Here is a 25952-nt window from a genome sequence, read left to right on the forward strand (position 1 = left end):
ATAAATTTAAAAGGGTTTACCAAACGGCAAACCCTTTTTTTATGCGTCATTTTTTAGGGATATCTTTTAAAATGCTCAGAAGAAACTTCCAGAATTTTTGAGTTGAAGATATACTAACACGCTCATCAGGGGAATGGGCTCCTAAAATTGTAGGTCCAAAACTGATCATATCCATTTCCGGATAGTTTTGACCTAGTATTCCACATTCCAGACCAGCATGACAAGCTGCTATTTTAGGATTTTCACCAAAAAGAGTCTTGTATTTTTCTTCCGCTACTTTAAGTATTTTAGAATTAGCGTTCGGTGTCCATCCAGGGTAGGTGCCACTAAACTCAACATCAAAACGAGCCAATTCAAAAGTCGATTTCAAAGCGTTGGCCAAATCCATTTTAGCAGAATCAACGGAGGAGCGCGTTAAACATCCAATTTTTGCCTCTCCATTTTTAACAAGAACACGGGCTACATTATTAGATGTTTCAACCAAATCCGGTATAGCGGCACTCATTGCATAAACACCGTTATGCGCGGCATAAATTCCTTGTATTAATCGTTCTTGCGCTCCCAGTCCCATTACGGCTTTAGGAAGTTTGGTTGTAGCAAAAGAGACCTTAAGATTTGGTTCTAAAACACTTAATTCTTTTTGAATGGTCAACTCATATTCTTTTACGCTCTTTTCAAACGCTTCGCTTTGCGTTTTAAGAATAACGATTTTTGCTACACTTTCTCTAGGGATAGCATTTCTAAGGCTACCACCATCAATTTCAGAAATTCGGAGCATAAATGAATTTGAAACGCCGTATAGAAGTCGGTTCATTATCTTATTGGCATTACCTAGGCCCTTGTGGATTTCAATACCACTATGTCCGCCGCACAAGCCGTTAACCGTAATCTCATAAGCTACAGTGGCTCTTGGCACGGATTTTTCGTTGTATTTTCTGGTGGCGGTAATATCAATTCCACCGGCACAGCCAATATCCAGCTCATCATCTTCCTCGGTATCTAAATTCAATAAAATTTCGCCTTGCAAAACACCACCTTCAAGACCCATGGCCCCGGTCATACCGGTTTCTTCATCAATGGTAAAAAGAGCCTCTAAAGGAGGGTGGCTTATTTCTGTACTTTGTAACAAGGCCATGATAGCGGCCACCCCCATACCATTGTCAGCACCAAGTGTTGTGCCTTTTGCTTTTACCCAGTCCTGCTCAACGAACATTTCAATACCTTGTGAATCAAAATCAAATACAGTATCATTATTTTTCTGATGTACCATATCTAAATGCGATTGCAAGGTTATGGCAACTCTGTTCTCCATGCCCTTACTGGCGGGTTTTCTTATGATAACATTGCCTACGGTATCTTTAAGGGTTTCAAGACCAAGTGATGCTCCAAAATCTAGCATAAATTGTATAACACGCTCCTCTTTTTTAGAAGGACGCGGTACTGCATTTAGGTCGGCAAATTTATTCCAGACCTCTTTGGGTTGCAATTCTCTTATAGCTTCGTTCATGTGATGTTATATTTTTGCAAAAATACGCAGTCAAAAATTGGTATGAATCATATTTGGTTATTTTTGACTTTATGTAGATTACAGGGCTATTACGGAGATGTTGCTTTGGTATGGTTTCGACGATAAAAATAAGGTATTGAAAAATAAATTTAGAAATGGTGTTGCGTTAAGTTTGATCCCACAAATTCTTTTGGTTTCGTGGCTTGGTGGTAACCCAGAGGTTGTAGAAACCTATTATAGTAATGGAATATACCCCGTCATAAGCCAATTTTTCAGGATAATTTTTGGATGGATTCCTTTTTCGGTAGGTGAGATATTGTACGTGTTACTTGGTGTATTTGGAATCAGATATACATATGTAAACCGATTGAAAATCAAAAAATTCCCTATTGAATTTTTTCGAAATATTGCAGTGGTGCTAGCTGTGTTCTATTTTACTTTCAATTTGGTTTGGGGGTTAAATTACTATCGAAAACCAATTGCTGAAAACTTTGCCATTAAGGATAGTGTACAAATCTCCGAGGTCATTGATTTAGCGGAAAGATTGATACTGAAAACCAATGAACTTCAATTTCAATTAGCCAAAGACAGCGCAAAAAGAGTGCAAGTACCTTATAGCCATAAGGAGATGTTCCATAAGACTTTAGAGGGTTATGAGCAATTACAAGAAGAGCTCCCTTTCTTGGGGTATACCCATAGTAGTCTTAAAAGTTCAATGTTCAGTTCCTTGGCCAGCTATATGGGTATAGGTGGTTATTTAAATCCGTTTACTAATGAGGCACAGGTAAATGAGCTTACTCCAGAATTCCGGTTTCCTGTAGTTAGTGGTCATGAGGTAGGGCATCAAGTTGGGTATGCCAAAGAAAATGAAACGAATTTTATCGGGTATTTGGTGACCGTTAAAAATAAGGACCGTTATTTTCAATATTCGGCTTTAGCATACGGTCTAAGTCATTGTTTGAGCGCTATACGACGTGCGGACAAAGACAAGTTTGATGAATTGTATGCCAAAGTTAATACTGGAGTGCAAGAAAACTACAAGGAACTTTACGAGCATAATATGGAATATTTAAATCCATTCGAGCCCATTTTTAAGTCAGCTTTTAATACATTTTTAAAAGCGAATCAGCAGAAAGACGGTATTAAAAGCTATAGTAAAATTGTAGAATTAATGGTAGGGTATCATCAAAAGTATCCTTTATAAGAAAATTACGAGGAGGATAAATTCATATTTTTGGTTCTGATCTTACGTAAATTTCTTAATATTTAATAGCAATAAATGTGATTTTATAAGGATTAGACTTGTAATTGTTACATTATTTCTTGATTCAAATCTCATTCCTTACTTTTAGAGAGACACATTTGAATTGAAAAACATGATAAAGAAATTACTGGTTACCACTGCTATGGTTTTCTGTGGATTCATAGCAATGGCACAAGATTACTTTCCTACAAACGAAGGTGTAAAAACCAAAAACACAAATTACACCGCTTTAACCAACGCAAAAATCTATGTTACCCCAACCCAAGTGGTAGAGTCGGGTACACTTTTGGTTCAGGACGGTAAAATCGTAGATGTGGGAAAAAGCGTAACACTACCTAAAAATACGGTGGTTGTAGATATTTCGGGGAAGTCTATATATCCTTCATTTATTGATTTGTACTCGGATTTCGGAGTCAAAAAACCAGAAAAAGTAAAAGAAAAAGGCAGATCAGCAGAATATGAAGCTTCAAGGTCAGGTTTTTATTGGAACGATCATATCATGCCTGAAAATGAAGCTATCACCAAATTTGAATATGATGACAAAGTTGCCGAGACTTTACGAAAGGTAGGTTTTGGAGTAGTCAATTCTCATATTCAAGACGGTGTTGCTCGTGGAACTGGGGTTTTAGTTACTTTAAATGGCAAAGGAGATAATAGCAATCGTATATTGGACGATAGGTCTGCTCAGTATTTTTCTTTTACTAAAAGTATAGCCAAGAAGCAGTCGTACCCAAGTTCATTAATGGGTTCAATGGCATTGTTAAGACAGATGTACCATGATGAAAATTGGTATGCCCAAGGAAAAATCAACACCAAAGACAGGTCCCTTGAGGCATTGGCACGTAATAAGAATCTTGTACAGATTTTTGCAGCAGGAGACAAAGGCAATGTAATAAGGGCCGATGGAATTGGCGATGCCTTTGGTATTCAATATGTTATTTTAGGTGGAGGTAATGAATATGAGCGAGTGGCGGATATAAAGGCCTCCAACGCAAAATTGATTTTACCTTTAAACTTTCCGGAAGCCTATGATGTTTCGGACCCATATGCCGCTGCATATGTTACTTTGGAAGATATGCGAAACTGGAACCAAGCTCCTGCAAACCCGAAAGTATTAGCGGAAAACGGAATTGCCTTTTCTTTTACACTGCACGATCTTAAGTCTCCGGCGGAATTTAAGCAGAAAATAACAAGAGCTATTGATTATGGTTTGGATAAAACCACTGCGTTAAAAGCATTAACAACTATTCCTGCGCAAATATTAGGCAAATCAAGTCAAATAGGATCCCTTAACAAAGGGAGCTATGCAAATTTCCTCATTACTTCAGGCGATGTCTTTGACAAGAATACCATTTTATATGAAAATTGGGTGCAGGGTACCAAGAATGTAATTTCAGATATGTCTTTAGTTGATATTAGAGGTGACTATGACCTTTCTGTTGGAAAAGAAAAATTTGAGATATCCATAAAGGGTACGCCGGAGAAACCAAAATTGACTGTAAAAAAAGATACGGTTATCTTAAAATCAAAATTAGCGTATACGGATAACTGGTTACAACTTTCATTTGCAGACGAAAAGAAAACCGGGAGTTATAGATTGATAGGTTATGTAAAAGAGAATGATAAATCAATAACTGGAAAAGCTGTACTTCCCTCAGGCGAACAGACTAATTTTTCAGCATCAAAAAATACTTCTTTTCAAGTGAAGAAAAAGAAGGATGAAAAGAAAATTCCTAAAGCTGTAGCCGTAACGTATCCTAATGTAGGATATGGCTATACAAACATTCCTAAACCAGAAAATATCCTTTTTAAAAATGCTACGGTTTGGACAAGTGAAGAAGCTGGTATTTTGGAAAATACGGATGTACTGGTAAAGAATGGCAAAATAATAAAGGTGGGGCAAGATCTTTCAGCAGGTAGTGCTAAAACCGTAGATGCCACGGGAAAACATTTAACGGCCGGTATTATTGATGAACACAGTCATATTGCTGCATTGGCGGTAAATGAATCCGGACAAAATTCTTCTGCAGAAGTAAAAATGGAAGATGTAGTGGATAATGAGGACAAAGGAATTTATCATGCTCTGGCTGGCGGGGTAACGTCCTTACAGCTCTTACATGGTTCTGCAAATCCTATAGGTGGCCGCTCTGCCATTTTAAAGTTAAAGTGGGGAGAGAGTGCGGAAAATATGATTTATGATAACTCTCCTAAGTTTATCAAGTTTGCTTTGGGTGAAAACGTAAAACAGAGTAATTGGGGTAGTTACAATCGTTTTCCTCAAACGCGTATGGGTGTGGAGCAGGTTTTTGATAATTACTTTCAACGAGCCAAGGAATATGAGGTTAAGAAAAAAAGTGGAGAACCTTTTAGGTATGATGAAGAAATGGAAACCTTGGTAGAGATAATGAACGGAGAACGGTTCATCAGTTGTCATAGTTATGTGCAGAGCGAAATTAATATGATGATGAAAGTGGCCGAAAAATTTGGTTTTAGGGTAAATACATTCACTCATATTCTTGAAGGGTATAAGGTAGCCGATAAAATGAAAGAACATGGTGCAGGTGGTGGAACCTTCAGTGATTGGTGGGCATACAAGTTTGAGGTAAATGACGCTATTCCTTATAATGCCGCAATAATGCATGATCAAGGTGTTACCGTAGCAATTAATAGTGATGACGCGGAAATGATCAGACGCTTAAACCAAGAAGCGGCTAAGACCATGAAATATGGAGGTATGACCGAGCTTGAAGCCTGGAAAATGGTAACCATAAATCCAGCAAAGTTATTGCACTTAGACGAGAGAACGGGTAGTATAAAAGAAGGTAAAGATGCAGATTTGGTTTTATGGAACGGAAATCCTTTGTCTATTTATGCCAAAGCGGAAAAAACAATGATTGATGGCGCTTTCTATTTTGATTTGGAAAAAGACATGGAATTAAGAACCAAGGTGGGGAAAGAAAGAAATGAACTTATCAATCAAATGTTGGGTGAAAAGGAAAAAGGAAAAAAAACTCAAGAGCCTAAACAAAGTAAAAAGCAATTGATGCATTGCGACACGCTTTCGGAATATTTGCATTAATATAAATCTAGACTTTATTAAAAGACATTATATGATTTCAAATAAAAAATACACGTTTCAAATATGCTTATGGCTTGCCTTATTCCTGTTTGGTTTAAATATTAGGGCGCAACAAACACCTGCAGCTAAACAAGCTGAAGCTTTTGTAATTGAAGGGGCTACCGCACACTTGGGGAATGGCAAGGTAATAGAGAATTCCCTAATTATGTTCGAGGATGGGAAGCTTACTTTTGTAGGAAGTGCAATGACTAAGATTGCAAGAAAAGGAATGAAGATAAAAGGGGAGGGCAAACATGTATATCCTGGTTTTATTGCTCCTAGCACCTCTCTGGGATTAATAGAAGTGGATGCAGTACGCGCTTCCAAAGATCAAGATGAGATTGGAGAGATGATTCCGCATGTCAGAAGTTTAATAGCTTATAATGCTGAATCTAAGGTGGTAGAAAGTATGCGGCCTAATGGTGTGCTTTTGGGTCAGATTGCACCTATAGGGGGGCGTATTTCGGGCACATCTTCCGTTGTTCAGTTTGATGCTTGGAATTGGGAAGATGCTGTTGTAAAACAAGATGATGCCATTCATTTACATTGGCCTACTACATTCCGTAAAGGAAAATGGTGGGAAGGTGAAGGACGTGGTTATCAAGCAAACAAAAAATATGGGGATGAGGTTAAAGAAACGCTTATATTTTTGAAAAATGCTGCCGTTTATGATTCTGAATCGGAGATAAAAAACCCTATTTTAAGCGCGATGTCAGGTCTTTACACTGGTAAACAGAAATTATTTGTTTATGCAGACGGTGAAAAGGAGATTATTGATGCCATCAGTCATATAAAGGACGTGGGGATTAAGGAGGTTGTTCTTGTTGGTGGTAACCATGCTCATAAAGTTGCTTCTTTTTTGAAAACAAGCGGCGTTCCTGTTTTAGTAGGAGCAACGCATAATTTACCTGTTTTTGATGAGGATGATTATGATTTGCCGTACAAACTCCCAAAACTTTTAGTAGACGCTGGGTTGCTGGTAGGTCTTCAAAACAGTACAGCATCTAACTTTCAAATTCGTAACCTTCCGTTTTACGCCGGTCAAACAGTATCTCAGGGAATGGAAAAAGAAAGAGCACTAGAGTTGATCACCGGTAATACGGCTAAAATCCTTGGTATTGATGATATGTATGGGTCTTTGGAAACAGGTAAAAGTGCTACGCTTATTATTTCGGAAGGTGATGCATTGGATATGAAGGGAAATAAATTAACACAGGCTTTTATTGATGGAAGAGAGATTTCGCTAGAAACACATCAAACAGAACTGTGGAAGCGTTACGAAGGAAAATATAAGGGTAAGTAACGGGTAATAATTAGATAAAAATGAGGTTATGAAGCCTCAGTGTATTCAAAAACCGCTCCTTGGACAATTTTATCATTGCCTTGAGGAACTCGGATAAATCCATCTGCAAGAGCCAAGCTAACTAAATCTCCCGACCCGTTACCTTTTATGGTTTTCGCAATAAGTTTACCTTGTTGCCACTGTGTTGAAACCTGTACAAATAAGGTTAAAGATGGATGAGGTTGTATAGCTTCACCTAAAATTACCGACTGTTTTTCCACTTCCTGGCCAAGAGATTTTTTTAGCCACGGTAAAAAGTAAACATGATAATTGGCAAAGGTGGAAACAGGATTACCGGGAAAGGAGAATACTACTTTTTGCTGCTCCTTCTGAATTCCGAACCAGAAAGGTTTACCAGGACGCTGGGCAACACGGTGAAATATCTTTTTTATCCCAAGGTTGGCTAAAGCATCGGGAATAAAGTCAAATTTCCCTTTAGATACGCCGCCGCTTAGCATCATTACATCAAACTCTAAAAAAGCTTTTTCAAGTTCTTTTTCTATTACGTCTTTATCATCGGCTATGTGCAGTGGCTTTGGTGTTATTTTTATTTTTTCCAGCGCAGCGGCTAAAGAAAGGGAATTAGATTTTCTAATCTGATGGGGTAGCGGTATTTGGTGTATTTCTACCAGTTCATTTCCTGTAGAAACAACACAGATTTTGGGAAGCTTTTTTACCGAGACTTCTTTTTTGCCAACAGATGCCAGTACACCAATAACTGCAGCGGTAATGGATGTTCCTTTTTTTAAGAGAATAGCGCCTTTTTGCTCGTCACTACCTTGCCGATGAATATTTTGACCTTTATTAGGTGTGCTTGTAATGGTGGCCCAACCATCTTTTATTTCGGTCTGTTCGTACATGACAATAGTATCCGCTTGTTCAGGAAGAACGGCACCTGTCATAATTTCAAAACAATTGGTATCTGTTGATAGTGATTGTTGGGGCATACCTGCACTTAGGATACCTTCAATTTTAAAACGGGTAATTCTTTTTTCGATTGCTGAAAAAGCTATGACAATACCATCTTTAGTAGAACGATTGAAAGGCGGAAAATCTCTATCGGCCTTTATGTCTTCACTAAGAATTCTACCGGTACTTTTTGAAAGCACTACGGTTTCATCTCCAAGATCTAGTGTATGTTGCAACACCTGTTCAAAAGCATCTTCAAAGACTATCATCCAATAATTTTATTTCAAGAAAAGATAAGTACAACTAACTATATTATCCTTTAGCTTTCTTTTTATTCCATAACCAACTCCCCACAAAATAGGCAGCTAAGGCTATCAAAAAGTATTTAAAGTATGATACCGGCTCTCCAGAGCCATTAACAGTCGTAAAAATACGGTCCCATCTTGGCCTCCAATTTAAGATACCATCATTAAAATTATCAACACTCAACCAAATGAATATAGGTGTTCCTACAATGTGGTTTTCCGGTACATATCCCCAAGCTCTACTATCTTCTGAATGATCACGGTTATCACCCATCATCCAATAGTAATCTTGCTTAAATGTATATGAATCGGCTATTTCTCCGTTTATCTTTATTTGGTTTCCTGCAACGCTAATGGTATTACCTTCGTATTCCCTTATAATTTTTTTATAAAGCGGTAGAACTTTTAAATTCAATGCTACCGTTGCTCCTTTTTGCGGAATGTAAATAGGTCCCATTTGATCATAGTTCCATGGATAATCAGCACTTTGAGGGAATATATTTCCGCCAGGCACTCCTTTTTTCTCTACTATTCTCACTATAGAATCTAAAGCCGATTCTCTCTTGAGTTCTGCTACCATTTCGTCTGTTAAAGGAGCAACACGCTCCAGACCGGTTTCTTCGGCCAGTGAAATAGCATTTTTGCGGGCTACGGCAACCGGAATTCCTCGTTCATTAGTATAAACTTCCAGTTTACCATCATTTCGTTGTCTGTAGCCCTTAACGTATTTCTGAATACCATTTAGCTGTTGTTGATTCAGCGAATTGATAATATATTTCCGTGACCATCCGGTAGCCTCAACTTTTTCTAATAGAGTAGAAGAAACTCCTTTGCTTGAGTAAAGAGTGTAATCATATTGAGGTTTAGCTCTATCTGATAGTTGTAGTTGTTTTCCGTTTATATAGACATAACCATCTATAACCGCCAATGAATCCCCAGGAATACCAACACAACGTTTTACGTAATTGGATTTCTTATCAATAGGTTTTATTACGCCTTTTTCTTTTTTGAAAAATTGGCGAACCGTATCCGCAGGCCAACTAAAAACAACAATGTCATTACGGTCTACTTTGGTAAAACCGGGCAATCTGAAATATGGGAGCTGAGGTTTTGTTAAATATGATTTTGTGTGAACAAGAGGTAAAGTATCGTGAACCATTGGTGCGGCAACGGTAGTCATAGGTGTTCTGGCGCCATAATGAAATTTGCTCACGAACAACAAATCACCAACACGCAAGGTCCTTTCTAAAGAGGGTGTTGGAATTACGTAAGGCTGAATAAAATACGTATGAACCAATGTTGCGGCAATAACGGCAAAGGCAATAGAACTTACCCATTCTCCCGTAGCCGTTTGGGGCTGAAGGCTCCGGTCTTCAATGTATTTTACGTCTAAAGCATAGTTTACATAATAGATGTAAAAACCTAATGTAAGTAATACTAACCATGTATCTGCTGTGCTGTTCCGCCCAAAGCTCCGTATGGTTTCAATCCATATGATAGGGAACATCAATAGATTAATGATAGGAATAAACAAAAGTATTGTCCACCATTTTGGGCGATTGATAATTTGCATTAAAACTATAGCATTGTATACGGGAATAGCAGCTTCCCAAGCTTTTCTACCCGCTTTTACATAAAGTTTCCAGGTTCCTGCAAAATGGATTATCTGAATAATCAGAATAAAAAGTAACCACTGTGTTGTGTCCATTTGTGTATTTTATATTGTAAAAATGCTCCTTTTTATAGGCTTAAGGCATTGAAATCTAGTGACTCTATTGCAAATAAGCTTAATTCTTGTTCAAATATTGTATTCGTTAACCAAGGTTTAACACATCTTTCATGGTGAAAATTCCGGTTTTACCTACAATCCATTCGGCTGCTATAACGGCACCAAGAGCAAAACCTTCCCTGTTATGGGCGGTATGCTTAATTTCTATGGAATCTACCTCGCTACTGTAATCAATGCTATGTGTACCAGGCGTTGTGCCAATTCTTTTTGATACGATCGGAATTTCCCCCGCAGGCGCATTTTCAAGTTTCCAAGCTTTATAATCCGTGTTTTTGATTATGCCTTCGGCCAGAGTAATTGCTGTACCACTTGGCTCGTCTAACTTTTGGGTGTGATGAATTTCTTCCATAGACACCTTATATTGGTCTAAATTCTCCATCATCTTGGCTAAATATTCATTAAGCTCAAAAAATACATTTACGCCTAAGCTAAAATTAGAGGCGTAGATAAAAGCACCTTTGTTTTCCTTACACAGGGCAGAGGCTTCATCATATTTATCCAACCAACCCGTAGTTCCTGAAATAACGGGAACACCATGTTCAAAACATTTGCTAAGGTTCCCAAAAGCGGCACTTGGCATACTGAAATCAATAGCGACATCCATTTCTGAGAAATCAATATCAACCGTATCAACATCAATCTTAGCAACGATAGTGTGCTTTCTGCTCTGGGCGATTTTCTCAATCATCTTACCCATTTTTCCGTATCCGAATAATGCTATTTTCAAGGTATGTATTTATTTAACAACTAAATTTAGTCTGCTTAAAATCAGTTGTTTGTGTTTAAAATTTTATAATCACGGCCATGCCGTAACTAGGGTTGTTGGTTATGGGGTCCAAATCTAGAAATGGCTCCATATCAAAACTTAGATCATCATCAATATTGAACTGTTTTAAATGTGCATCTACATTGGCATCTACAATATTTAAAGCATATAATGCAATGGATACAAGTAACAACAAATCTCGATCATTTTGAAAACGTTCTTGTTGACTCTGTAAATCGTCCAAACCTAACAGAGGAACGTTGCTTGGGTTGGTTGGATTTGCATAGAATTCATCATCCGTAAAACCAGCCTTTCTTCTTTTAAAGGCAGTACGTACTCGCTGATAATTATTATTGTTCCAGGTATAACCGTAAACTGCAGCTCCTATGGCTCCATAAACAATTGGTACTTTCCAATACCGCTTATTGTAAATCTGACCTAGACCAGGAAAAACAGCAGAATAAAAAGCAGCTTTGCTAGGGGCAAGCGGGTTGATCCTAACTTTTTTTTTCTTGAGTGTATCCACCACAACAATTCCCTCTTCAGCCAAACTGGTTTGAAGTGAATCTACCTCTTTGTCTTTAGTCACTTCTTCTTGAGCAGTGATGGTCAACGTAAATAAGGCAATAAAACTAAGGGTTAGGAGTGACTTACTCACCTAGAATTAATTTTTTGATTCGTTTAAACTCTTCCTGAGAATGAAACGGAATAGTTATTTTTCCATTCCCTTTTTCTGTAGCTGAAATATCTACTTTTACCGAAAGATGGTCAGTAAAGGGTTTAATATTTCCCTTTGCAAATTCAGGAGTTTTTGGAGCCTTTTTTACAGGTTTTTCAGGAGAACTACCTTCATGATAGGCTTTTACGGCACGCTCCGTGTCACGTACGGAAAGATTTTCACCTATAATTTTCTCGTATAAGTCTATCTGATCGCTTTTCTTTTCAATATTAACCAGTGCACGACCATGTCCCATACTTAAAAAGCCATCTCTAATACCCGTTTGGATAATAGGATCAAGACGTAAAAGACGCAGGTAATTGGTGATGGTAGAGCGTTTTTTACCTACGCGATCACTAAGTTTTTCTTGGGTAAGTTGAATTTCATCAAGTAACCTTTGATAAGAAAGTGCAATTTCAATAGGATCTAAATCTTGACGTTGGATATTCTCCACCAAGGCCATTTCCAATGATTCTTGATCATCGGCAATACGAATATATGCCGGTATAGTGGTGAGGCCTGCCAGTTTTGAAGCACGGCATCTTCGTTCACCAGAAACCAGTTGATATTTGTTAAAATCTAATTTACGGACCGTAATGGGTTGTATAACACCTAATTGACTAATTGAAGTGGCCAATTCTTTAAGCGCCTCGTCATTGAAATTAGAACGCGGCTGAAAAGGGTTCATTTCAATAGACTCAATATCCAGCTCTACAATATTACCAACCACTTTATCCGCATTCTTATCTGCAGCAGATTGAATATCGTTTTCAGGGTCTTTTAATAAAGCGGAGAGTCCGCGGCCTAGTGCTTGTTTTTTTGTTGCTTTCGCCATTAAGCTATCTCTTTGTTTTTCTTGACGACTTCATGGGCCAGGTTCAAGTAATTGGAAGCGCCTTTGCTGCTTGCGTCATATTTTATAATACTTTCCCCGTAACTAGGCGCTTCGCTTAACCTTACGTTACGCTGAATTATAGTATCAAAAACCATATCTGCAAAATGCTTGCGTACTTCTTCTACTACTTGGTTGGAAAGTCTTAAACGAGAATCGTACATCGTCAATAACATGCCCTCAATATCCAAATTGGCATTGTGTATTTTTTGTACACTTTTAATTGTGTTCAGTAATTTACCAAGACCTTCCAAAGCAAAATATTCACATTGTATCGGTATAATTACCGAGTCTGCCGCAGTAAGGGCGTTTAAAGTAAGTAGCCCCAAAGAAGGTGCGCAATCAATTAAAATATAATCATAGGTGTCCCTAAGGTCAGATATTGCTTTCTTCATCATATATTCCCGTTGGTCCTTGTCCACCAATTCAATTTCAATGGCGACCAGGTCAATGTGTGCGGGAATTAGATCTAAGTTAGGAGAATCCGTACTTATGATAGCTTCTTTGGCCGTTTTAGTATGTTCAAGAAGTTGATACGTACCATATTCAACACTTTCTACATCAATGCCTAAACCTGAGGTAGCATTCGCCTGTGGGTCCGCATCAATTAGCAATACCTTCTTTTCCAAAACACCTAGGGAAGCCGCTAAGTTTACTGTTGTAGTGGTTTTGCCCACTCCTCCCTTTTGATTCGCAATAGCAATAATCTTGCCCATTATCAGTCTGAGTTAGGAGGTAAAAATACGATTAATTACAATGCTATTGAAACCATTTTGTTAACACAAAGTGAATAAGTGTAGCCTTTTGCGTTAAAGTTCGTTAACTGAAGGTTTCTTTTTATTGAATATAAGGTTTTGAAGATGAAAGTATCTACTTTGAAAAGCAGGTCAAAATCAATTTGAAAATTAAAAACCTAAATAGATATTAATATTGATTAGTTGATTTTTTTTATTATAAATAAATGTGAAACAGTTGTTTATGTCGTTTAATGTTAACTTTTTATTTTTCGTTCCAATAGTTGTTTTTTTACTTTTTAAAGCACTGCTGGAAAATAAGATAGAGGTTGTCTATCAGTTTACTTTTGTTATTAACAATTTCGTCCCATAGAGTGTGAAAGCAAACTTCATTTTACTTTTTTTCTTTGATCTTCAGGCTATCTTCATACTCGATCAGATAAATTTCTTCGTTCTTTTTTTTGAGAAAATATTGCTCCCTAGCAAATTTTTCAAGCTCTTCGGGGTCTGACAATTTCTTTAAAATCTTCTTATCGTTAGCAATCTCATCCTTGAGGAATTCCTGCTGCTTTTCTAACTTTTGAATTTCTTTTTTAAGCTCTAGATGAATCAATAGGGAGTTGGTGTCAAAAAATAACATCCATATGACAAATACGGTTAATACCAAAACGTACATGTTGGTAAGTGCCCTAAACCATTTTTTCTTTTTAAAATCTTTAAACCCCATTTTACTATACTAGTTTCTCGTTGATGATTGTTCTTACAATATCAACTGCAACTGTATTATATTTATTGTTGGGTATAATTATATCTGCATATTCTTTGCTAGGTTCTATAAACTGAAGATGCATAGGTTTAATGTTAGATTGGTACTTGTCTAGGGTTTCGTCTAAATTCCAACCCCGTTCATTAACGTCTCTTTTTAATCTTCTAATCAATCTTTCATCAGAATCTGCATGAACAAAAATCTTGATATCCATCATTTTCCTAAGTAGGGAATTGGTAAGGATAAGAATACCTTCCACAATAAGTACTTTGGTAGGGTGTACGGGAACGGTTTTGTCCGTACGGTTACATTCTAAAAAAGAATATACGGGCTGCTTAATGGAGTGCCCCTCTTTTAAAAGTTTCAGATGCTCTTCAAGTAAATCAAAATCAATAGATTGTGGATGGTCAAAATTTGTTTTTCTTCTTTCCTCCAATGGCATTTCAGAGAGATCATTATAATATGAATCTTGAGAAATCACTCCAACTTCACCTTCTGGTAGCGAGTCTATAATCTGGTCTACAACTGTTGTTTTGCCACATCCTGTACCTCCCGCTATTCCAATTATCAACATGCTATTTAAATTTTTGTCAAAAATACATATTTGTAAACCAATTATAGGTTTATACCTAAAAGGAACTTTTGATAATACGCCTTCTTGGGCGAATACTTACTTTTGTGTCATGCAGAAGGATAATGTAAAACCTAATTTTGAATTTATAGCCTTAATGGCTTCTTTAATGTCTATCGTTGCTTTGGCAATAGATGCTTTATTGCCTGCCCTTTCAAGTATTGGAGAGACTATCAATAGTTTGGATCCTATAGAGAATCAGTTGTTGATCACCATGATATTTTTAGGTCTTGGTGTGGGGCAGCTATTTTTTGGTCCGTTATCCGATAGCTTTGGAAGAAAACCGGTAGTATACATTGGCTTTACTCTATTTACGGTGGCAAGTATCATTTGCGTATTAGCTCCTACTTTAGAAATTATGATTGTGGGTCGTATTTTACAAGGCATTGGCCTTTCGGCCCCTCGTACCATTGCTATCTCAATTATTAGAGATACGTATAAAGGTGATTATATGGCAAAGATTATGTCTTTTGTTACCGCCTTTTTTATTCTTGTTCCTGTAGTGGCACCAGCCATTGGAAAATGGATTATGGATGCTTTTGGATGGGAATATATATTTTACATCCAATTGTTTTTTGGACTTGTAGTAAGCATCTGGTTTTGGAAACGCCAACCTGAGACTTTAAAGCCTCAATTTAAAATACCATTTTCGTTATCTGTTTTTTTAAGAGGTTCCAAGGAATTTTTTAGACATCGCGAAACAGTTGCTTTTACTTTTGCATCCGGATTTATAACCGGTGCCTTTCTGGTGTATTTGAGTTCTTCACAACATGTGTTTGAGGATCAGTACGGTATGGTAGAAAATTTCCCGTACATCTTTGCGGGTTTAGCTTGCTCTGTTGGGCTTTCTACTTTTTTAAATGGCACCATGGTACTACGCTTTGGAATGAGACGGCTGGCACTTACCGCCATGAGCGCATTTTGCATAATTGCACTTTCGTACGTGGTAATGTTCTGGGGAAAACCAAACCCGAGTATGCCGGTATTAGTTGCATTTTTGTTCGTTCAATTTTTGTGCTTGGGCTTTTTATGGGGAAATTTCCGTTCTATTGCTATGGAGCCTATTGGGCACATTGCAGGAATAGGAGCGGCAATTAACGGTTTTATTTCCACACTTCTCTCTGTACCTATCGCAAATTATATTGGAGGCTTTGTGCAGGACACAGTTTGGCCCATGTTCGCAGGACTTGCCATATGCGGATTCTTGGCTTTAATTACGATACTTATGGTCACAAAAGGTAAAGTGCTTGCTGTAGCTGAACGTAGTAGATTATAAAGATTAGAGTAACTTGAAAAATTTACCGGCAAAAATTGAGTCTTGGGGATTCTTTTTTTTGCCGGTTCTTATATCAATTTAAAGTGCGTTCTCAATAATTTCTTCAACCACTTCCGGATTCAACAAAGTACTGGTATCTCCTAGATTAGAGGTGTCTTTTGAGGCTATTTTCCTCAAAATACGCCTCATGATTTTTCCGCTTCGTGTTTTAGGCAATCCGGTAACGAACTGAATTTTATCCAATTTAGCAATGGGTCCGATTTGTTCGGTAATTTGCTGATTGATTTCCCTTCGCACATTATCTCGATCTCTGGTTTCTCCGAATTCTTTTAAAATAACATAGCCATAAAGTGCATTTCCTTTTACATCATGAGGAAAACCAACAATGGCGCTTTCCGCTACTGCTGGGTGCTCATTTATAGAATCTTCAATTGGGGCAGTTCCCAAATTATGTCCGGAAACTATGATTACATCATCTACGCGGCCTGTTATTCTATAGTACCCCACGGCGTCGCGCAATGCTCCGTCCCCAGTAAAATACATGTCTTTGTAAGCTGAAAAATAAGTATCCCTATAGCGTTGGTGGTTTCCCCATATGGTTCGGGCTATAGAAGGCCACGGAAACTTTATACATAATCTTCCCGAAACTTGTTTACCTTTCATTTCTTCCCCATTTTCATCCATTAAAGCCGGTTGAATTCCAATAAAAGGGAGGGTTGCATACGTTGGTGTAGTGGGTGTTACATAAGGAATAGGGGTAATCATTATACCTCCCGTTTCGGTTTGCCACCAAGTGTCTACAATTGGACTGTTGTTTTTACCTACATTGTTGTTATACCAGTGCCAGGCCTCTTCATTTATAGGTTCACCCACGGAGCCCAATACTTTTAGAGAAGAAAGGTCGTGTTTTTCTATAAACTCCATATTCTCCTTTGCAAGGGCTCTAATTGCTGTTGGCGCAGTGTAAAACTGATTTACTTTGTGTTTTTCAACAACATCCCAAAATCTACCATAGTCAGGGTAGGAAGGAACCCCTTCAAACATTACTGTTGTTGCGCCGTTGGCCAATGGTCCATAAACAATGTACGAATGCCCGGTTATCCATCCAATATCTGCCGTGCACCAGTACACATCTTCCTCTCTGTACTGAAATACGTTTTTAAAGGTGTATGCGGAGTATACCATGTATCCCCCGGTAGTATGTACCATTCCTTTAGGTCTTCCAGTTGAACCGGACGTATAAAGAATGAACAAAGGGTCTTCAGCATCCATTATTTCCGCTACGCAATCCGCGTAGGCATCATCAAGTAAAGGCTGTAACCATTTATCGCGGCCTTCTTTCATGTGTATGTCACTATTGATGCGTTTGGCCACCAATACGTTTTTAACTCCAGGACAATCCTCCAGGGCTTTGTCTACAATGCCTTTTAGGTCTATGGATTTGGAACCGCGATAAGAACCGTCTGAAGTAAGTACAATTTCACAATCGGAATCATTTATGCGTGTGGCAAGAGCATTAGAAGAAAATCCGGCAAAAACAACAGAGTGAATAGCACCAATACGCGCACAGGCCAAAAGCGAAATTGCCAGCTCGGGAATCATGGGAAGATATATGCATACACGGTCTCCTTTTTTAATTCCGTGATCTTTTAAAACGTTCGCCATACGACAAACTCTTTCATGTAATTCCCTATACGTAATATGCTGGGCTTCCTCGTTAGGGTCATTAGGTTCAAAAAGAATTGCCGTCTTTTCTCCTCTAGTGGGCAAATGTCTATCTATGCAATTATCTGTAATATTTAGCTTAGCACCTTCAAACCATTTTATCTCCGGCTTTGCAAAATCCCAACTTAATACATTGTTCCATTTCTTGCGCCATACAAAGTGTTCTTCTGCGATTTCCTCCCAAAAGGCTTCCGGGTTTCTAACGGATTTACGATATACTTGGTAGTACTCTTCTAGATGCTTGATGTGATAATTACTCATTTTGCCTTGCTTGTTTTAATTGATATATAGTCCTATAAATAGGAGGGAATCCTATGAATAAGAGAATAAAAGGTTGTTTTATGTTTTGTTTCCGTTTGGTGAAAGTATATTCTTGGTACGAGGGTATTTACTGGAATTTAGATTGTGACGTTTAAATTAATAATTTTTGTTCAAATAGAGACACTCAAATCTTGCTAGGTAGAAATAAAACACCACTTGACGAATCTGTTTTTGCCCCTGTTACCGAGCTGAGGATATTTGTTTTCTTCTCTATTCTCAAAACACCCATTAAAGCAAAGACTAATGCTTCTTTGAACTCTATGAGTTGTTTAGAAGGTACTATTACTTTTGTATCGTCACCTAGCTTTTGCTGTAAAACCTCTATAAGAAAGTCATTTAAAGCCCCTCCGCCCGTTACAAATAAAGTGCTGACGGACTTTTTCTTATTAGCTTTAACTTGAATGGCAACTTGCTCGCAAATGTGGTGAATGGCTGTAGACAATAAATTCTCCATACTATCTTCTGTATTTTCAACAATGGGAACCACTTGCTCTATAAACCATTCATAACCTATTGATTTTGGGAACGGGAGTGTATAAAATTCCAATGCATTAAGCTGGTTGAGCATGCCGGAATTTACTTTGCCGTTTTTTGCCAGATTTCCACCGGCATCATAATCTAGTCCGTTTTCTCTAGTGATATGGTTTAAAATCATATTGGCCAGACCAATGTCGTAAGCAATACGGTTTCCATTATACTCAAATGAGATATTGCTGATTCCTCCAAGATTCAGGCAAAAATCGTATGTATGGAAAAAGAGTCTATCGCCAATAGGAACCAGGGGAGCTCCTTGTCCGCCCAACGCCACATCATTCGTTCTAAAATCGCAAATTACTTTATGTTTACTGGTATTTGCTAAATGTTGACCGTTACCAATTTGAAACGTTAATCCATTTTCTGGCTGGTGGTGTGTAGTGTGCCCATGACTTGCAATATAGTCCACTTCTAGTCCATTGTCTTTAATGAAAGTATGGCACTGCTCTCCCAAAAAAGTACCATAACTGTTGTGGAACTTCAAAAGGCTGTCTGCTGGTAGGTAAATGGCATCTTTAAGTTGGCTTTGCATTTCAGGGGAATAGGAAACGCTTTTTGTCTTTTTAATCCCAAATTTCCACAAATGACCCTCTTGCCAGATAGTGCAATATGCAAGGTCTAATCCATCTAGCGAAGTACCGGACATAAGACCCAGAATTTTATGTGTTTTCATAATTTAAAGAGATATTGGTAGTTTGCCTCGTACTTTTAAATTACCTAAAAAATGATTTGCTGCAACCTGTTGAAAAGACGTTTGGTTTTGATAGGCGATAACTACGGATTTTGCGTTTTTATAATCGATATGGTTTAACACATAGGGATTCCCGAAAACATAAATAATCACATTATTGGCATCAATAAGTTGATTGATTTCAGACAGTTCTTTATCCGTGAAACCAAAATTACCAGTAGGTTTTATTTGAGGTGGATACACTGCCAAAAGAATGTTTTTATTGGAGTTTTTTATTTTCTCTATATCAGATAAAATGTTGAATTCTTTATTTTTGTAAATCGATTTAAAAAATTGACTATCAGTATTTTGTTTTATTTTTACTCCAAAGAAATCAGTCTTCTTAAAACGCTCAATTATCTCTTGAGAACCTTTAATTAACGAGATACTTTGTTTTGCTATTTTTTCATTTAAAATAACCGGATCGGTTAAATCGGATCCTATCTTTTGAGTAGGGGGAATAGCTTTTTCTTTTAGCTTCCATATGCGATTAAAACTTTCTTCTATTTGCATTTCCGTAGCATTTTTCAGGATAGCTTCAATACCCTCTTTTACATGCTCCGCAAAACAAAGAACATCATTTCCGGCATCGAAGGCCAACCATTCCAGCTCACCTTTTACAGAGTGGTTTTTTGAAACGGCATGCATGTTCAAAGCATCTGAAATAACAACGCCTTCATAGCCCATTTCTGTTCTAAGAACCCCTTTGATAATATCTTTTGAAATGCTAGAAGGAGTGTCTTTTCCGTTGGCAAGGGCAGGAACGGATAGATGTCCCGCCATAATCGAATCTACACCCTCCTCTGCAATCAATTTTTGAAAAGGATAAAGTTCATTGTTTATTAGCTCCTTTTTTGATTTATTTATCAATGGAAGCCCTAAATGAGAATCCGTAGCGGTATCTCCATGCCCCGGAAAATGTTTAATGCTGGTCAATACACCTTCGGAACGGGTTCCATTAATATAGGCCAAAGCTTTTCTAGCAACGTTTACTTTGTGTTCTCCAAAAGAACGATAGCCAATAACAGGGTTGTTTGGGTTATTATTGATGTCCACACATGGGGAAAGGTTCCAATGTATTCCAGCGGCTTTGCAGTCTTTTGCAATATTTTTGCCAACATCGTAAATTAGATGGTCCATATCGTCAGGAATGGCTCCTAAAGTAATAGCATAAGGATATTGCGGAGTTTTTTCAATTCGCATCGCTAAACCCCATTCCGCATCTATCGCAATTAATAAAGGGTATTTTGCTGATTTTTGATAACGTATAATCAGATTCTGCAACGTTTCAAAACTTTTCTCGTTGGAGACTATTTTTTTCTTCCCTTCAAAATTTGTGGCTGCACTGGCTCTACTGTGAAAAAAGCATAATGAACCAACAGAATGTTCTTTAATAAGTTTTTCTAACTGCTGAATTTCTTCTTCAGAATCATTTATAAAAGCCGCAGGCATAAATAACTGACCTACTTTCTCCTCTAAATTTAATGTTTTAGAGGCTTTTGTATGTGGTAGAACATTAGGCATCTAATTTGGTAGATTTTTTCCCGAAATCTGCTGGGTATTTGATAAATTTTACTAAAAATAAGGCCGGAAGCGCTGCAATTACGACCCAAACGAAGAATCCGCCATAGCCTAACCACTGTTGCATAAAACCACTTATCATACCCGGTAGCATCATTCCTAACGCCATAAAACCGGTAGCAATGGCGTAGTGCGAGGTTTTGGATTTTCCTTCGGAAATATAAATGAGGTACATTAAGAAGGCTGCAAACCCAAATCCGTAACCGAACTTCTCTAGAATAACCGTACCGGTTACCGCATAAATACTTGTTGTTTTGGTCATGGCCAGAATGGCATACAATACATTGGGCAGATTTAATGAAATGACCATGGGTAACATCCATTTTTTTAGTCCATCTTTTGAAATGAGTATACCTCCAAGAATTCCGCCAATGGAAAGAAAGATAACACCCGCTGTGCCAAAAATGGTACCTAATTGTTCTGTAGAGTACCCCAGGCCACCCTTGTCAGGGGCATCTAATAAAAAAGGTGCGGCCATCTTTACTAGTTGAGATTCACCAAGACGGTAGGTTAAAATAAAGGCAAGAGCAATACCTATGCCTGGTTTTTTAAAAAATGAAGCAAAAACCTCAAAAAAACCTTTTGGACTATCTCTTGTAATCTCTACGGATGATTCGTATTTGGGAGCAGCAAAAAAATTAGAGACCGTTAGAATCAACATAAGGAAGGCTGCCACCGTCATGGTAATGCTCCATGCCTTTGAATTATCACCATACTTATTTTCTAGGAAACCCGCCATTACTACAATTAAACCCTCTCCGGTAACCATTGCCAGCCGATAGAAAGTACTGCGCATACCGACGAAAAATGATTGTTTTTTCTCCGTCAATCCAAGCATGTAGTATCCGTCAGAAGCAATATCATTGGTAGCGGATGCAAAAGCCGCCATCCAAAAACAGGCTAGGGTAGTAGTTAAAAACAAACTGGAAGGGATGGTAAGTGCCACCCCGAAAAGGGCTAACGCAATTAGCAATTGCATGGATAAAAACCATTTTCGTTTGGTGCTTTTAAGGTCTACGAACGGACTCCATAGCGGTTTTAACACCCAAGGTAAGTATAGAAGACTAGTGTATAAACCTATGTCTTCATTACTAACACCCAGTTGTTTATACATAATTACGGACACACTTACAACCAAAACATACGGTAGGCCTTGGGTAAAATATAAAATGGGAACCCAGACCCATGCTCCCTTGTCTTTTTCTATCATGAAGTTGTATGTAGCTTAAAGTTTAAAAGTGGTTTAAAGCTACTATTTTTTGTGGGTATTTTGAAGCGGATACTTTCTAATATTTGGAAAAGAAAATTATAAGACCTGTTACTAAAGGATAACAGGTCTTTTTGTATTCAGAAAGTTTTAAAATTTATAGCGTACAAAAGCTTCCATTGCTGCATAATGGGAAAGACCTAATGCACGATATCTTTCTGCTGTATTTTTATTTCTTTCTTCGGCGCGCATCCAAAACTCCCTGGAATCGTCTCCTTGGAACATAACTCCGTCTTTTTGCGATTGGTGGCAGAAGATGGCATAGCGTTTCTTTAGTACTTGGCTAGGGCTCATGGGTACCGCCATTTCAATTTCGTCCACATCCCATTCGTGCCATGCGCCTCTATAAAGCCATACCCAACAATCATCCATGTAAGATTCAGTTTTCAATCTATTTAATGATTCAAAGATGGCATCAAGACATACCTTATGTGTGCCGTGAGGGTCCGCCAAATCACCAGCGGCAAATATCTGATGTGGTTTTATATCGGCAATAATAGCTTGTACGATTTCAATATCCTTTTCTGAAAGATTGTTTTTTTTGATAGTTCCCGTTTCGTAAAAAGGAAGATTTAAAAAATGAACTTTAGAATCTTCAAGGCCCAAGTATCGTACAGCCGCATAAGATTCTCCTTGACGAATATTTCCTTTTAGTTTTCTTACCTCAAGAGAATCAAAACTACTATCGTTTTTCTGCTCAATAGAATCTATTATATTTTGTGCTTCTTCTGAAGGCGCAATACGTTTGGATATCTCGGCATAACGAAGTGCATCCGTATCAGATACCGCTATATTTCCCGAGGTTTGATACACTACGTGCACATCATGGCCTTGCTCTATCAATCTATCAAAAGTACCGCCCATTGAAATAACATCATCATCAGGATGCGGACTAAAAATAATCACTCGTTTTCTGGCAGGTTTCGCGCGTTCTGGACGGCTAGAATCATCGGCATTTGGTTTACCGCCCGGCCAACCGGTAATGGTATGCTGTAACTTATTGAACATTTTTATGTTTAAATCGTACGAGTCCTCCATGGCCAATAAACCGGACATACCATTGTCATTATAATCTTTATCCGTTAAACTCAGTATAGATTTTTTGGTTTCGTCGCATAGCCACACAATAGCTTTTGAAGTCAATGTTTCCGTCCATTCTAAAGATTCATCTACCAACCACGGGGTCTTGTTGCGTGTAAGTTGGCTACCGGCACCGGTATCCAAAACAAACGTACAGTTTTTATGATCTTGCAAATAGGTAGCAGGAACTTGCGGAGAAATTTTGCCTTCAATTGTCTTTTTAATGATATTTGCTTTGTTTTCCCCCCAGCCTAAAAGCACAATTCTCTTAGCGCTCATTACCGTAGATATACCCATAGTTATGGCCTTTCTGGGAACATTGTCAATTCCTAGAAAAGCAGGTGCTGCATCTAAAAGGGTAATATGATCTAGCGTAATCACACGGGTCCCGGAATTGTAGTGAGAACCAGGTTCGTTAAAACCAATATGACCCGTACGTCCAATACCAAGCAATTGAAAGTCCAGTCCGCCCTTCTTCTTTATTTTCTCATCATAAGCAATACAATAGTCAATGACTTTATTAGGAGCTAAGGTTCCATCAGGAATATGTATGTTTTCTGGAGCAATATTAACATGGTTGAAAAGATGCTCATGCATAAAATACCAGTAGCTTTGGCGATTATCCTTCTCCATAGGAAGATATTCGTCTAAATTAAAGGTGATGACGTTGTGAAAACTAAGGCCATCTTCCTTATGCATCCTGACCAGCTCTTCATAAACCCTTATAGGTGATGAACCTGTAGCAAGACCTAAAACACAATTCTTATTCGCACCCTGTTTCTTTCTGATAAGGGCAGCAATCTCTTCTGCAACTTTAATAGAGGCTTGATTTGAATCGGTAAAAATTACATTATGAATTTTTTCGAAACGAGTTTCTTCAAATTGTCCAACCGGTTTATACCTGATATTTACACCATTTTTCTCTAAAATTGTTTTCATAGAAGCAGCTCTTTTGTGTTTGTTGTATAGAAAGTTATTAATGCAAATATATGCAAAACAATTCCATTTTGCTGTTTTGTGCTTTTTTTGAATGCTGTTTTATGCTTTTTTAATGATTATTTAACTTTAAGATGGTAAAAAACAGCAATTCTCATATTTTGCTATCTTTGCTGAGAATTTAATTTAAAGTGCAATGTTAAAAGAAGAACGGCATCAGACCATTCTCAGTCAAGTAGAACTACATAATAGAATTTTATTGACCGATGTAGCTGAATCTCTAGATGTATCTATTGATACGATTAGGCGGGATGTAAAGGAACTGGATGCAGAGAATAAATTACGTCGTGTACATGGTGGAGCCATATCCTTAGGTTTCACGACCAACAATACCCGAAACGTAAATATATATAAGCAGAAAGAAAAGATTATTATTGCCGAAAAAGCGCTTGCCCTTCTAAAAGATGGAGGTGTTATTTTTGTAGATGGCGGAACTACCTGTTTGGAACTAGCGCAATTGATTCCTCAACAAATTGAATTGACCTGCTTTACCCATAGTCTTCCCGTAGCTATGGAATTGCTTACAAAACCTAATGTAACGGTTATTATGATTGGGGGCCAAGTGTCAAGAGAATCGCAAACGGCCATTGGTGCCAATGCTATTCATAATTTAGCGGAGATAAAGGTAGACTTCAGTTTTATTGGGACGGGTTATGTAGATTCGCATTACGGACTTACAGAGTTTGATTGGGATATTGTACAGGTAAAAAAAGCCGTAATAAAATGCTCGAAAAAAACGGTACTTTTGTCTGTCTCCGAAAAATTGAACTCGCAGCATCGCTATAAAACATGCGATATAAATGCAATAAATACACTAGTTACGGAGCTAGAACCGGAGAATGCCCTTTTAAATTCATTTAGAAACCACGATATCAGAATTCTATAACCATTATGGAGTATACTAAAATAACCGAAACACCATCTAATCACGATAATTTAGAGCAGATGGATACAATTACCCTTCTTCAAAAGATGAACGAAGAAGACCAAAAAATAGCGGATGCAGTAGCTAAGGTAATCCCCCAAATAACAGTATTGGTTGATGGTCTAGCGAAACGGTTTGAAAAAGGCGGGCGTTTGTTTTACATAGGTGCGGGTACCAGTGGAAGATTGGGTATTTTGGATGCCTCTGAAATACCACCAACTTTTGGTATGCCACATACACGGGTAATTGGTTTGATTGCAGGAGGAGATACCGCCATTAGAAAAGCTGTTGAGAATGCAGAGGATGATGGCGTACAGGCGTGGAAGGATATGATGGTTCATAATATCACTGAAAATGATGTGGTGGTGGGTATCGCTGCCTCTGGAACTACACCATATGTTTTAGGAGGTATTGCCGAAGCGAAGAAAAAAGGACTTTTAACCGCAGGAATTACCAACAACCCTGGGTCACCATTGGCAGTTGCGGCAGATATTCCGATAGAACTGAATGTTGGGCCGGAATTTCTAACAGGAAGTACACGTATGAAAAGTGGGACTTCTCAAAAATTGGCGCTCAATATGATTTCAACTGCCTTGATGATTAAGATTGGCAGGGTGAAAGGAAATAAGATGGTAAATATGCAATTGAGCAATAGCAAGCTTGTTGATAGGGGAACGCGCTATGTAGCAGAAGGTTTGGGCATAGATTATGATAAGGCAGAGAAATTGCTTAAAAAACATGGTTCTGTAAAGGCGGCTATTGATGCGGGAGCCTAA

General features: G+C 38.0%; 20 protein-coding genes. 6 read left to right on the forward strand and 14 right to left on the reverse strand.

The window, feature by feature from the left end; all coding sequences use genetic code 11:
• Window positions 1-46: 46 nt before the first annotated feature.
• Entirely contained in the window at window positions 47-1507 is a 1461-nt protein-coding gene (locus KO521_RS02625; RefSeq protein ID WP_215938350.1) for an aminoacyl-histidine dipeptidase, read from the reverse strand.
• 136 nt (window positions 1508-1643) lie between these two features.
• Between KO521_RS02625 and KO521_RS02630 the strand changes: the two genes are divergently transcribed.
• The 3 genes from KO521_RS02630 to KO521_RS02640 all read left to right on the forward strand — a co-directional run bounded on the left by KO521_RS02630 (window position 1644) and on the right by KO521_RS02640 (window position 7192).
• Window positions 1644-2711 carry a DUF3810 domain-containing protein gene (locus tag KO521_RS02630; protein WP_215938351.1) on the forward strand — a complete coding sequence of 356 codons (1068 nt, stop codon included), beginning with the start codon at window positions 1644-1646 and terminating at the stop codon, window positions 2709-2711.
• A gap of 172 nt (window positions 2712-2883) precedes the next feature.
• The gene (locus KO521_RS02635) at window positions 2884-5850 is read left to right on the forward strand and encodes an amidohydrolase family protein (RefSeq protein ID WP_252729827.1); all 2967 of its coding nucleotides are present in this window, start codon (window positions 2884-2886) and stop codon (window positions 5848-5850) included.
• A 31-nt stretch (window positions 5851-5881) separates the two neighbouring features.
• Window positions 5882-7192 (forward strand): amidohydrolase family protein, encoded by a 1311-nt coding sequence (locus tag KO521_RS02640; protein ID WP_215938352.1) that lies wholly within the window; start codon window positions 5882-5884, stop codon window positions 7190-7192.
• A 26-nt stretch (window positions 7193-7218) separates the two neighbouring features.
• Here KO521_RS02640 and KO521_RS02645 read toward each other — a convergent pair whose 3' ends face one another.
• The 8 genes from KO521_RS02645 to udk all read right to left on the reverse strand — a co-directional run bounded on the left by KO521_RS02645 (window position 7219) and on the right by udk (window position 14684).
• Complete coding sequence (locus KO521_RS02645; RefSeq protein WP_215938353.1) at window positions 7219-8409, reverse strand: molybdopterin molybdotransferase MoeA; 1191 nt, start codon at window positions 8407-8409, stop codon at window positions 7219-7221.
• 43 nt (window positions 8410-8452) lie between these two features.
• Window positions 8453-10153 carry a signal peptidase I gene (lepB, locus tag KO521_RS02650; protein WP_215938354.1) on the reverse strand — a complete coding sequence of 567 codons (1701 nt, stop codon included), beginning with the start codon at window positions 10151-10153 and terminating at the stop codon, window positions 8453-8455.
• Between the two features lie 106 nt (window positions 10154-10259).
• Window positions 10260-10961 (reverse strand): 4-hydroxy-tetrahydrodipicolinate reductase, encoded by a 702-nt coding sequence (gene dapB / locus KO521_RS02655; protein ID WP_215938355.1) that lies wholly within the window; start codon window positions 10959-10961, stop codon window positions 10260-10262.
• A gap of 55 nt (window positions 10962-11016) precedes the next feature.
• The gene (locus KO521_RS02660; RefSeq protein WP_215938356.1) at window positions 11017-11658 is read right to left on the reverse strand and encodes a DUF5683 domain-containing protein; all 642 of its coding nucleotides are present in this window, start codon (window positions 11656-11658) and stop codon (window positions 11017-11019) included.
• On the reverse strand, window positions 11651-12553 hold the full coding sequence (locus KO521_RS02665) for a ParB/RepB/Spo0J family partition protein (protein ID WP_215938357.1): 903 nt from the start codon (window positions 12551-12553) through the stop codon (window positions 11651-11653). Before KO521_RS02665 ends, KO521_RS02660 begins: the two co-directional genes overlap by 8 nt.
• Window positions 12553-13326, reverse strand: coding sequence for a ParA family protein (locus KO521_RS02670; RefSeq protein ID WP_215938358.1), 774 nt, complete (start codon window positions 13324-13326; stop codon window positions 12553-12555). Before KO521_RS02670 ends, KO521_RS02665 begins: the two co-directional genes overlap by 1 nt.
• Window positions 13327-13738: 412 nt before the next feature.
• Complete coding sequence (locus KO521_RS02675) at window positions 13739-14071, reverse strand: FtsB family cell division protein (RefSeq protein ID WP_215938359.1); 333 nt, start codon at window positions 14069-14071, stop codon at window positions 13739-13741.
• A gap of 4 nt (window positions 14072-14075) precedes the next feature.
• Window positions 14076-14684, reverse strand: coding sequence for a uridine kinase (gene udk / locus KO521_RS02680; protein WP_215938360.1), 609 nt, complete (start codon window positions 14682-14684; stop codon window positions 14076-14078).
• A 109-nt stretch (window positions 14685-14793) separates the two neighbouring features.
• Between udk and KO521_RS02685 the strand changes: the two genes are divergently transcribed.
• Window positions 14794-16017, forward strand: a complete 1224-nt coding sequence (locus tag KO521_RS02685) for a multidrug effflux MFS transporter (RefSeq protein ID WP_215938361.1) — start codon at window positions 14794-14796, stop codon at window positions 16015-16017.
• 78 nt (window positions 16018-16095) lie between these two features.
• Here KO521_RS02685 and acs read toward each other — a convergent pair whose 3' ends face one another.
• The 5 genes from acs to nagB form a co-directional block, all read right to left on the reverse strand.
• The gene (gene acs, locus KO521_RS02690) at window positions 16096-18003 is read right to left on the reverse strand and encodes an acetate--CoA ligase (protein WP_215938362.1); all 1908 of its coding nucleotides are present in this window, start codon (window positions 18001-18003) and stop codon (window positions 16096-16098) included.
• Between the two features lie 184 nt (window positions 18004-18187).
• Window positions 18188-19270: an anhydro-N-acetylmuramic acid kinase gene (locus KO521_RS02695; protein WP_215938363.1), complete on the reverse strand. Its 1083-nt coding sequence runs from the start codon at window positions 19268-19270 to the stop codon at window positions 18188-18190.
• A gap of 3 nt (window positions 19271-19273) precedes the next feature.
• Window positions 19274-20851 (reverse strand): glycoside hydrolase family 3 protein, encoded by a 1578-nt coding sequence (locus KO521_RS02700; RefSeq protein ID WP_215938364.1) that lies wholly within the window; start codon window positions 20849-20851, stop codon window positions 19274-19276.
• The gene (locus tag KO521_RS02705; protein ID WP_215938365.1) at window positions 20844-22118 is read right to left on the reverse strand and encodes an MFS transporter; all 1275 of its coding nucleotides are present in this window, start codon (window positions 22116-22118) and stop codon (window positions 20844-20846) included. Before KO521_RS02705 ends, KO521_RS02700 begins: the two co-directional genes overlap by 8 nt.
• A gap of 147 nt (window positions 22119-22265) precedes the next feature.
• Entirely contained in the window at window positions 22266-24194 is a 1929-nt protein-coding gene (nagB, locus tag KO521_RS02710) for a glucosamine-6-phosphate deaminase (protein ID WP_215938366.1), read from the reverse strand.
• Window positions 24195-24387: 193 nt separating this feature from the next.
• On the opposite strand from nagB, the gene KO521_RS02715 reads away from it, so the two are divergent.
• Complete coding sequence (locus KO521_RS02715) at window positions 24388-25137, forward strand: DeoR/GlpR family DNA-binding transcription regulator (protein WP_215938367.1); 750 nt, start codon at window positions 24388-24390, stop codon at window positions 25135-25137.
• Window positions 25138-25142: 5 nt separating this feature from the next.
• Window positions 25143-25952, forward strand: coding sequence for an N-acetylmuramic acid 6-phosphate etherase (murQ, locus tag KO521_RS02720; RefSeq protein ID WP_215938368.1), 810 nt, complete (start codon window positions 25143-25145; stop codon window positions 25950-25952).

The organism is Zobellia uliginosa (genome assembly GCF_018860745.1).
GTDB lineage: Bacteria > Bacteroidota > Bacteroidia > Flavobacteriales > Flavobacteriaceae > Zobellia > Zobellia uliginosa_B.

Excerpts from the sequence above, each read along its gene's own strand:
- KO521_RS02625 (WP_215938350.1), bottom strand. The coding sequence starts at position 1,507 with ATGAACGAAGCTATAAGAGAATTGCAACCCAAAGAGGTCTGGAATAAA.
- KO521_RS02635 (WP_252729827.1), top strand. The coding sequence starts at position 2,884 with ATGATAAAGAAATTACTGGTTACCACTGCTATGGTTTTCTGTGGATTC.
- KO521_RS02640 (WP_215938352.1), top strand. The coding sequence starts at position 5,882 with ATGATTTCAAATAAAAAATACACGTTTCAAATATGCTTATGGCTTGCC.
- KO521_RS02645 (WP_215938353.1), bottom strand. The coding sequence starts at position 8,409 with ATGATAGTCTTTGAAGATGCTTTTGAACAGGTGTTGCAACATACACTA.
- lepB (WP_215938354.1), bottom strand. The coding sequence starts at position 10,153 with ATGGACACAACACAGTGGTTACTTTTTATTCTGATTATTCAGATAATC.
- KO521_RS02665 (WP_215938357.1), bottom strand. The coding sequence starts at position 12,553 with ATGGCGAAAGCAACAAAAAAACAAGCACTAGGCCGCGGACTCTCCGCT.
- KO521_RS02670 (WP_215938358.1), bottom strand. The coding sequence starts at position 13,326 with ATGGGCAAGATTATTGCTATTGCGAATCAAAAGGGAGGAGTGGGCAAA.
- KO521_RS02675 (WP_215938359.1), bottom strand. The coding sequence starts at position 14,071 with ATGGGGTTTAAAGATTTTAAAAAGAAAAAATGGTTTAGGGCACTTACC.
- udk (WP_215938360.1), bottom strand. The coding sequence starts at position 14,684 with ATGTTGATAATTGGAATAGCGGGAGGTACAGGATGTGGCAAAACAACA.
- KO521_RS02685 (WP_215938361.1), top strand. The coding sequence starts at position 14,794 with ATGCAGAAGGATAATGTAAAACCTAATTTTGAATTTATAGCCTTAATG.
- acs (WP_215938362.1), bottom strand. The coding sequence starts at position 18,003 with ATGAGTAATTATCACATCAAGCATCTAGAAGAGTACTACCAAGTATAT.
- KO521_RS02695 (WP_215938363.1), bottom strand. The coding sequence starts at position 19,270 with ATGAAAACACATAAAATTCTGGGTCTTATGTCCGGTACTTCGCTAGAT.
- KO521_RS02700 (WP_215938364.1), bottom strand. The coding sequence starts at position 20,851 with ATGCCTAATGTTCTACCACATACAAAAGCCTCTAAAACATTAAATTTA.
- KO521_RS02705 (WP_215938365.1), bottom strand. The coding sequence starts at position 22,118 with ATGATAGAAAAAGACAAGGGAGCATGGGTCTGGGTTCCCATTTTATAT.
- nagB (WP_215938366.1), bottom strand. The coding sequence starts at position 24,194 with ATGAAAACAATTTTAGAGAAAAATGGTGTAAATATCAGGTATAAACCG.
- KO521_RS02715 (WP_215938367.1), top strand. The coding sequence starts at position 24,388 with ATGTTAAAAGAAGAACGGCATCAGACCATTCTCAGTCAAGTAGAACTA.
- murQ (WP_215938368.1), top strand. The coding sequence starts at position 25,143 with ATGGAGTATACTAAAATAACCGAAACACCATCTAATCACGATAATTTA.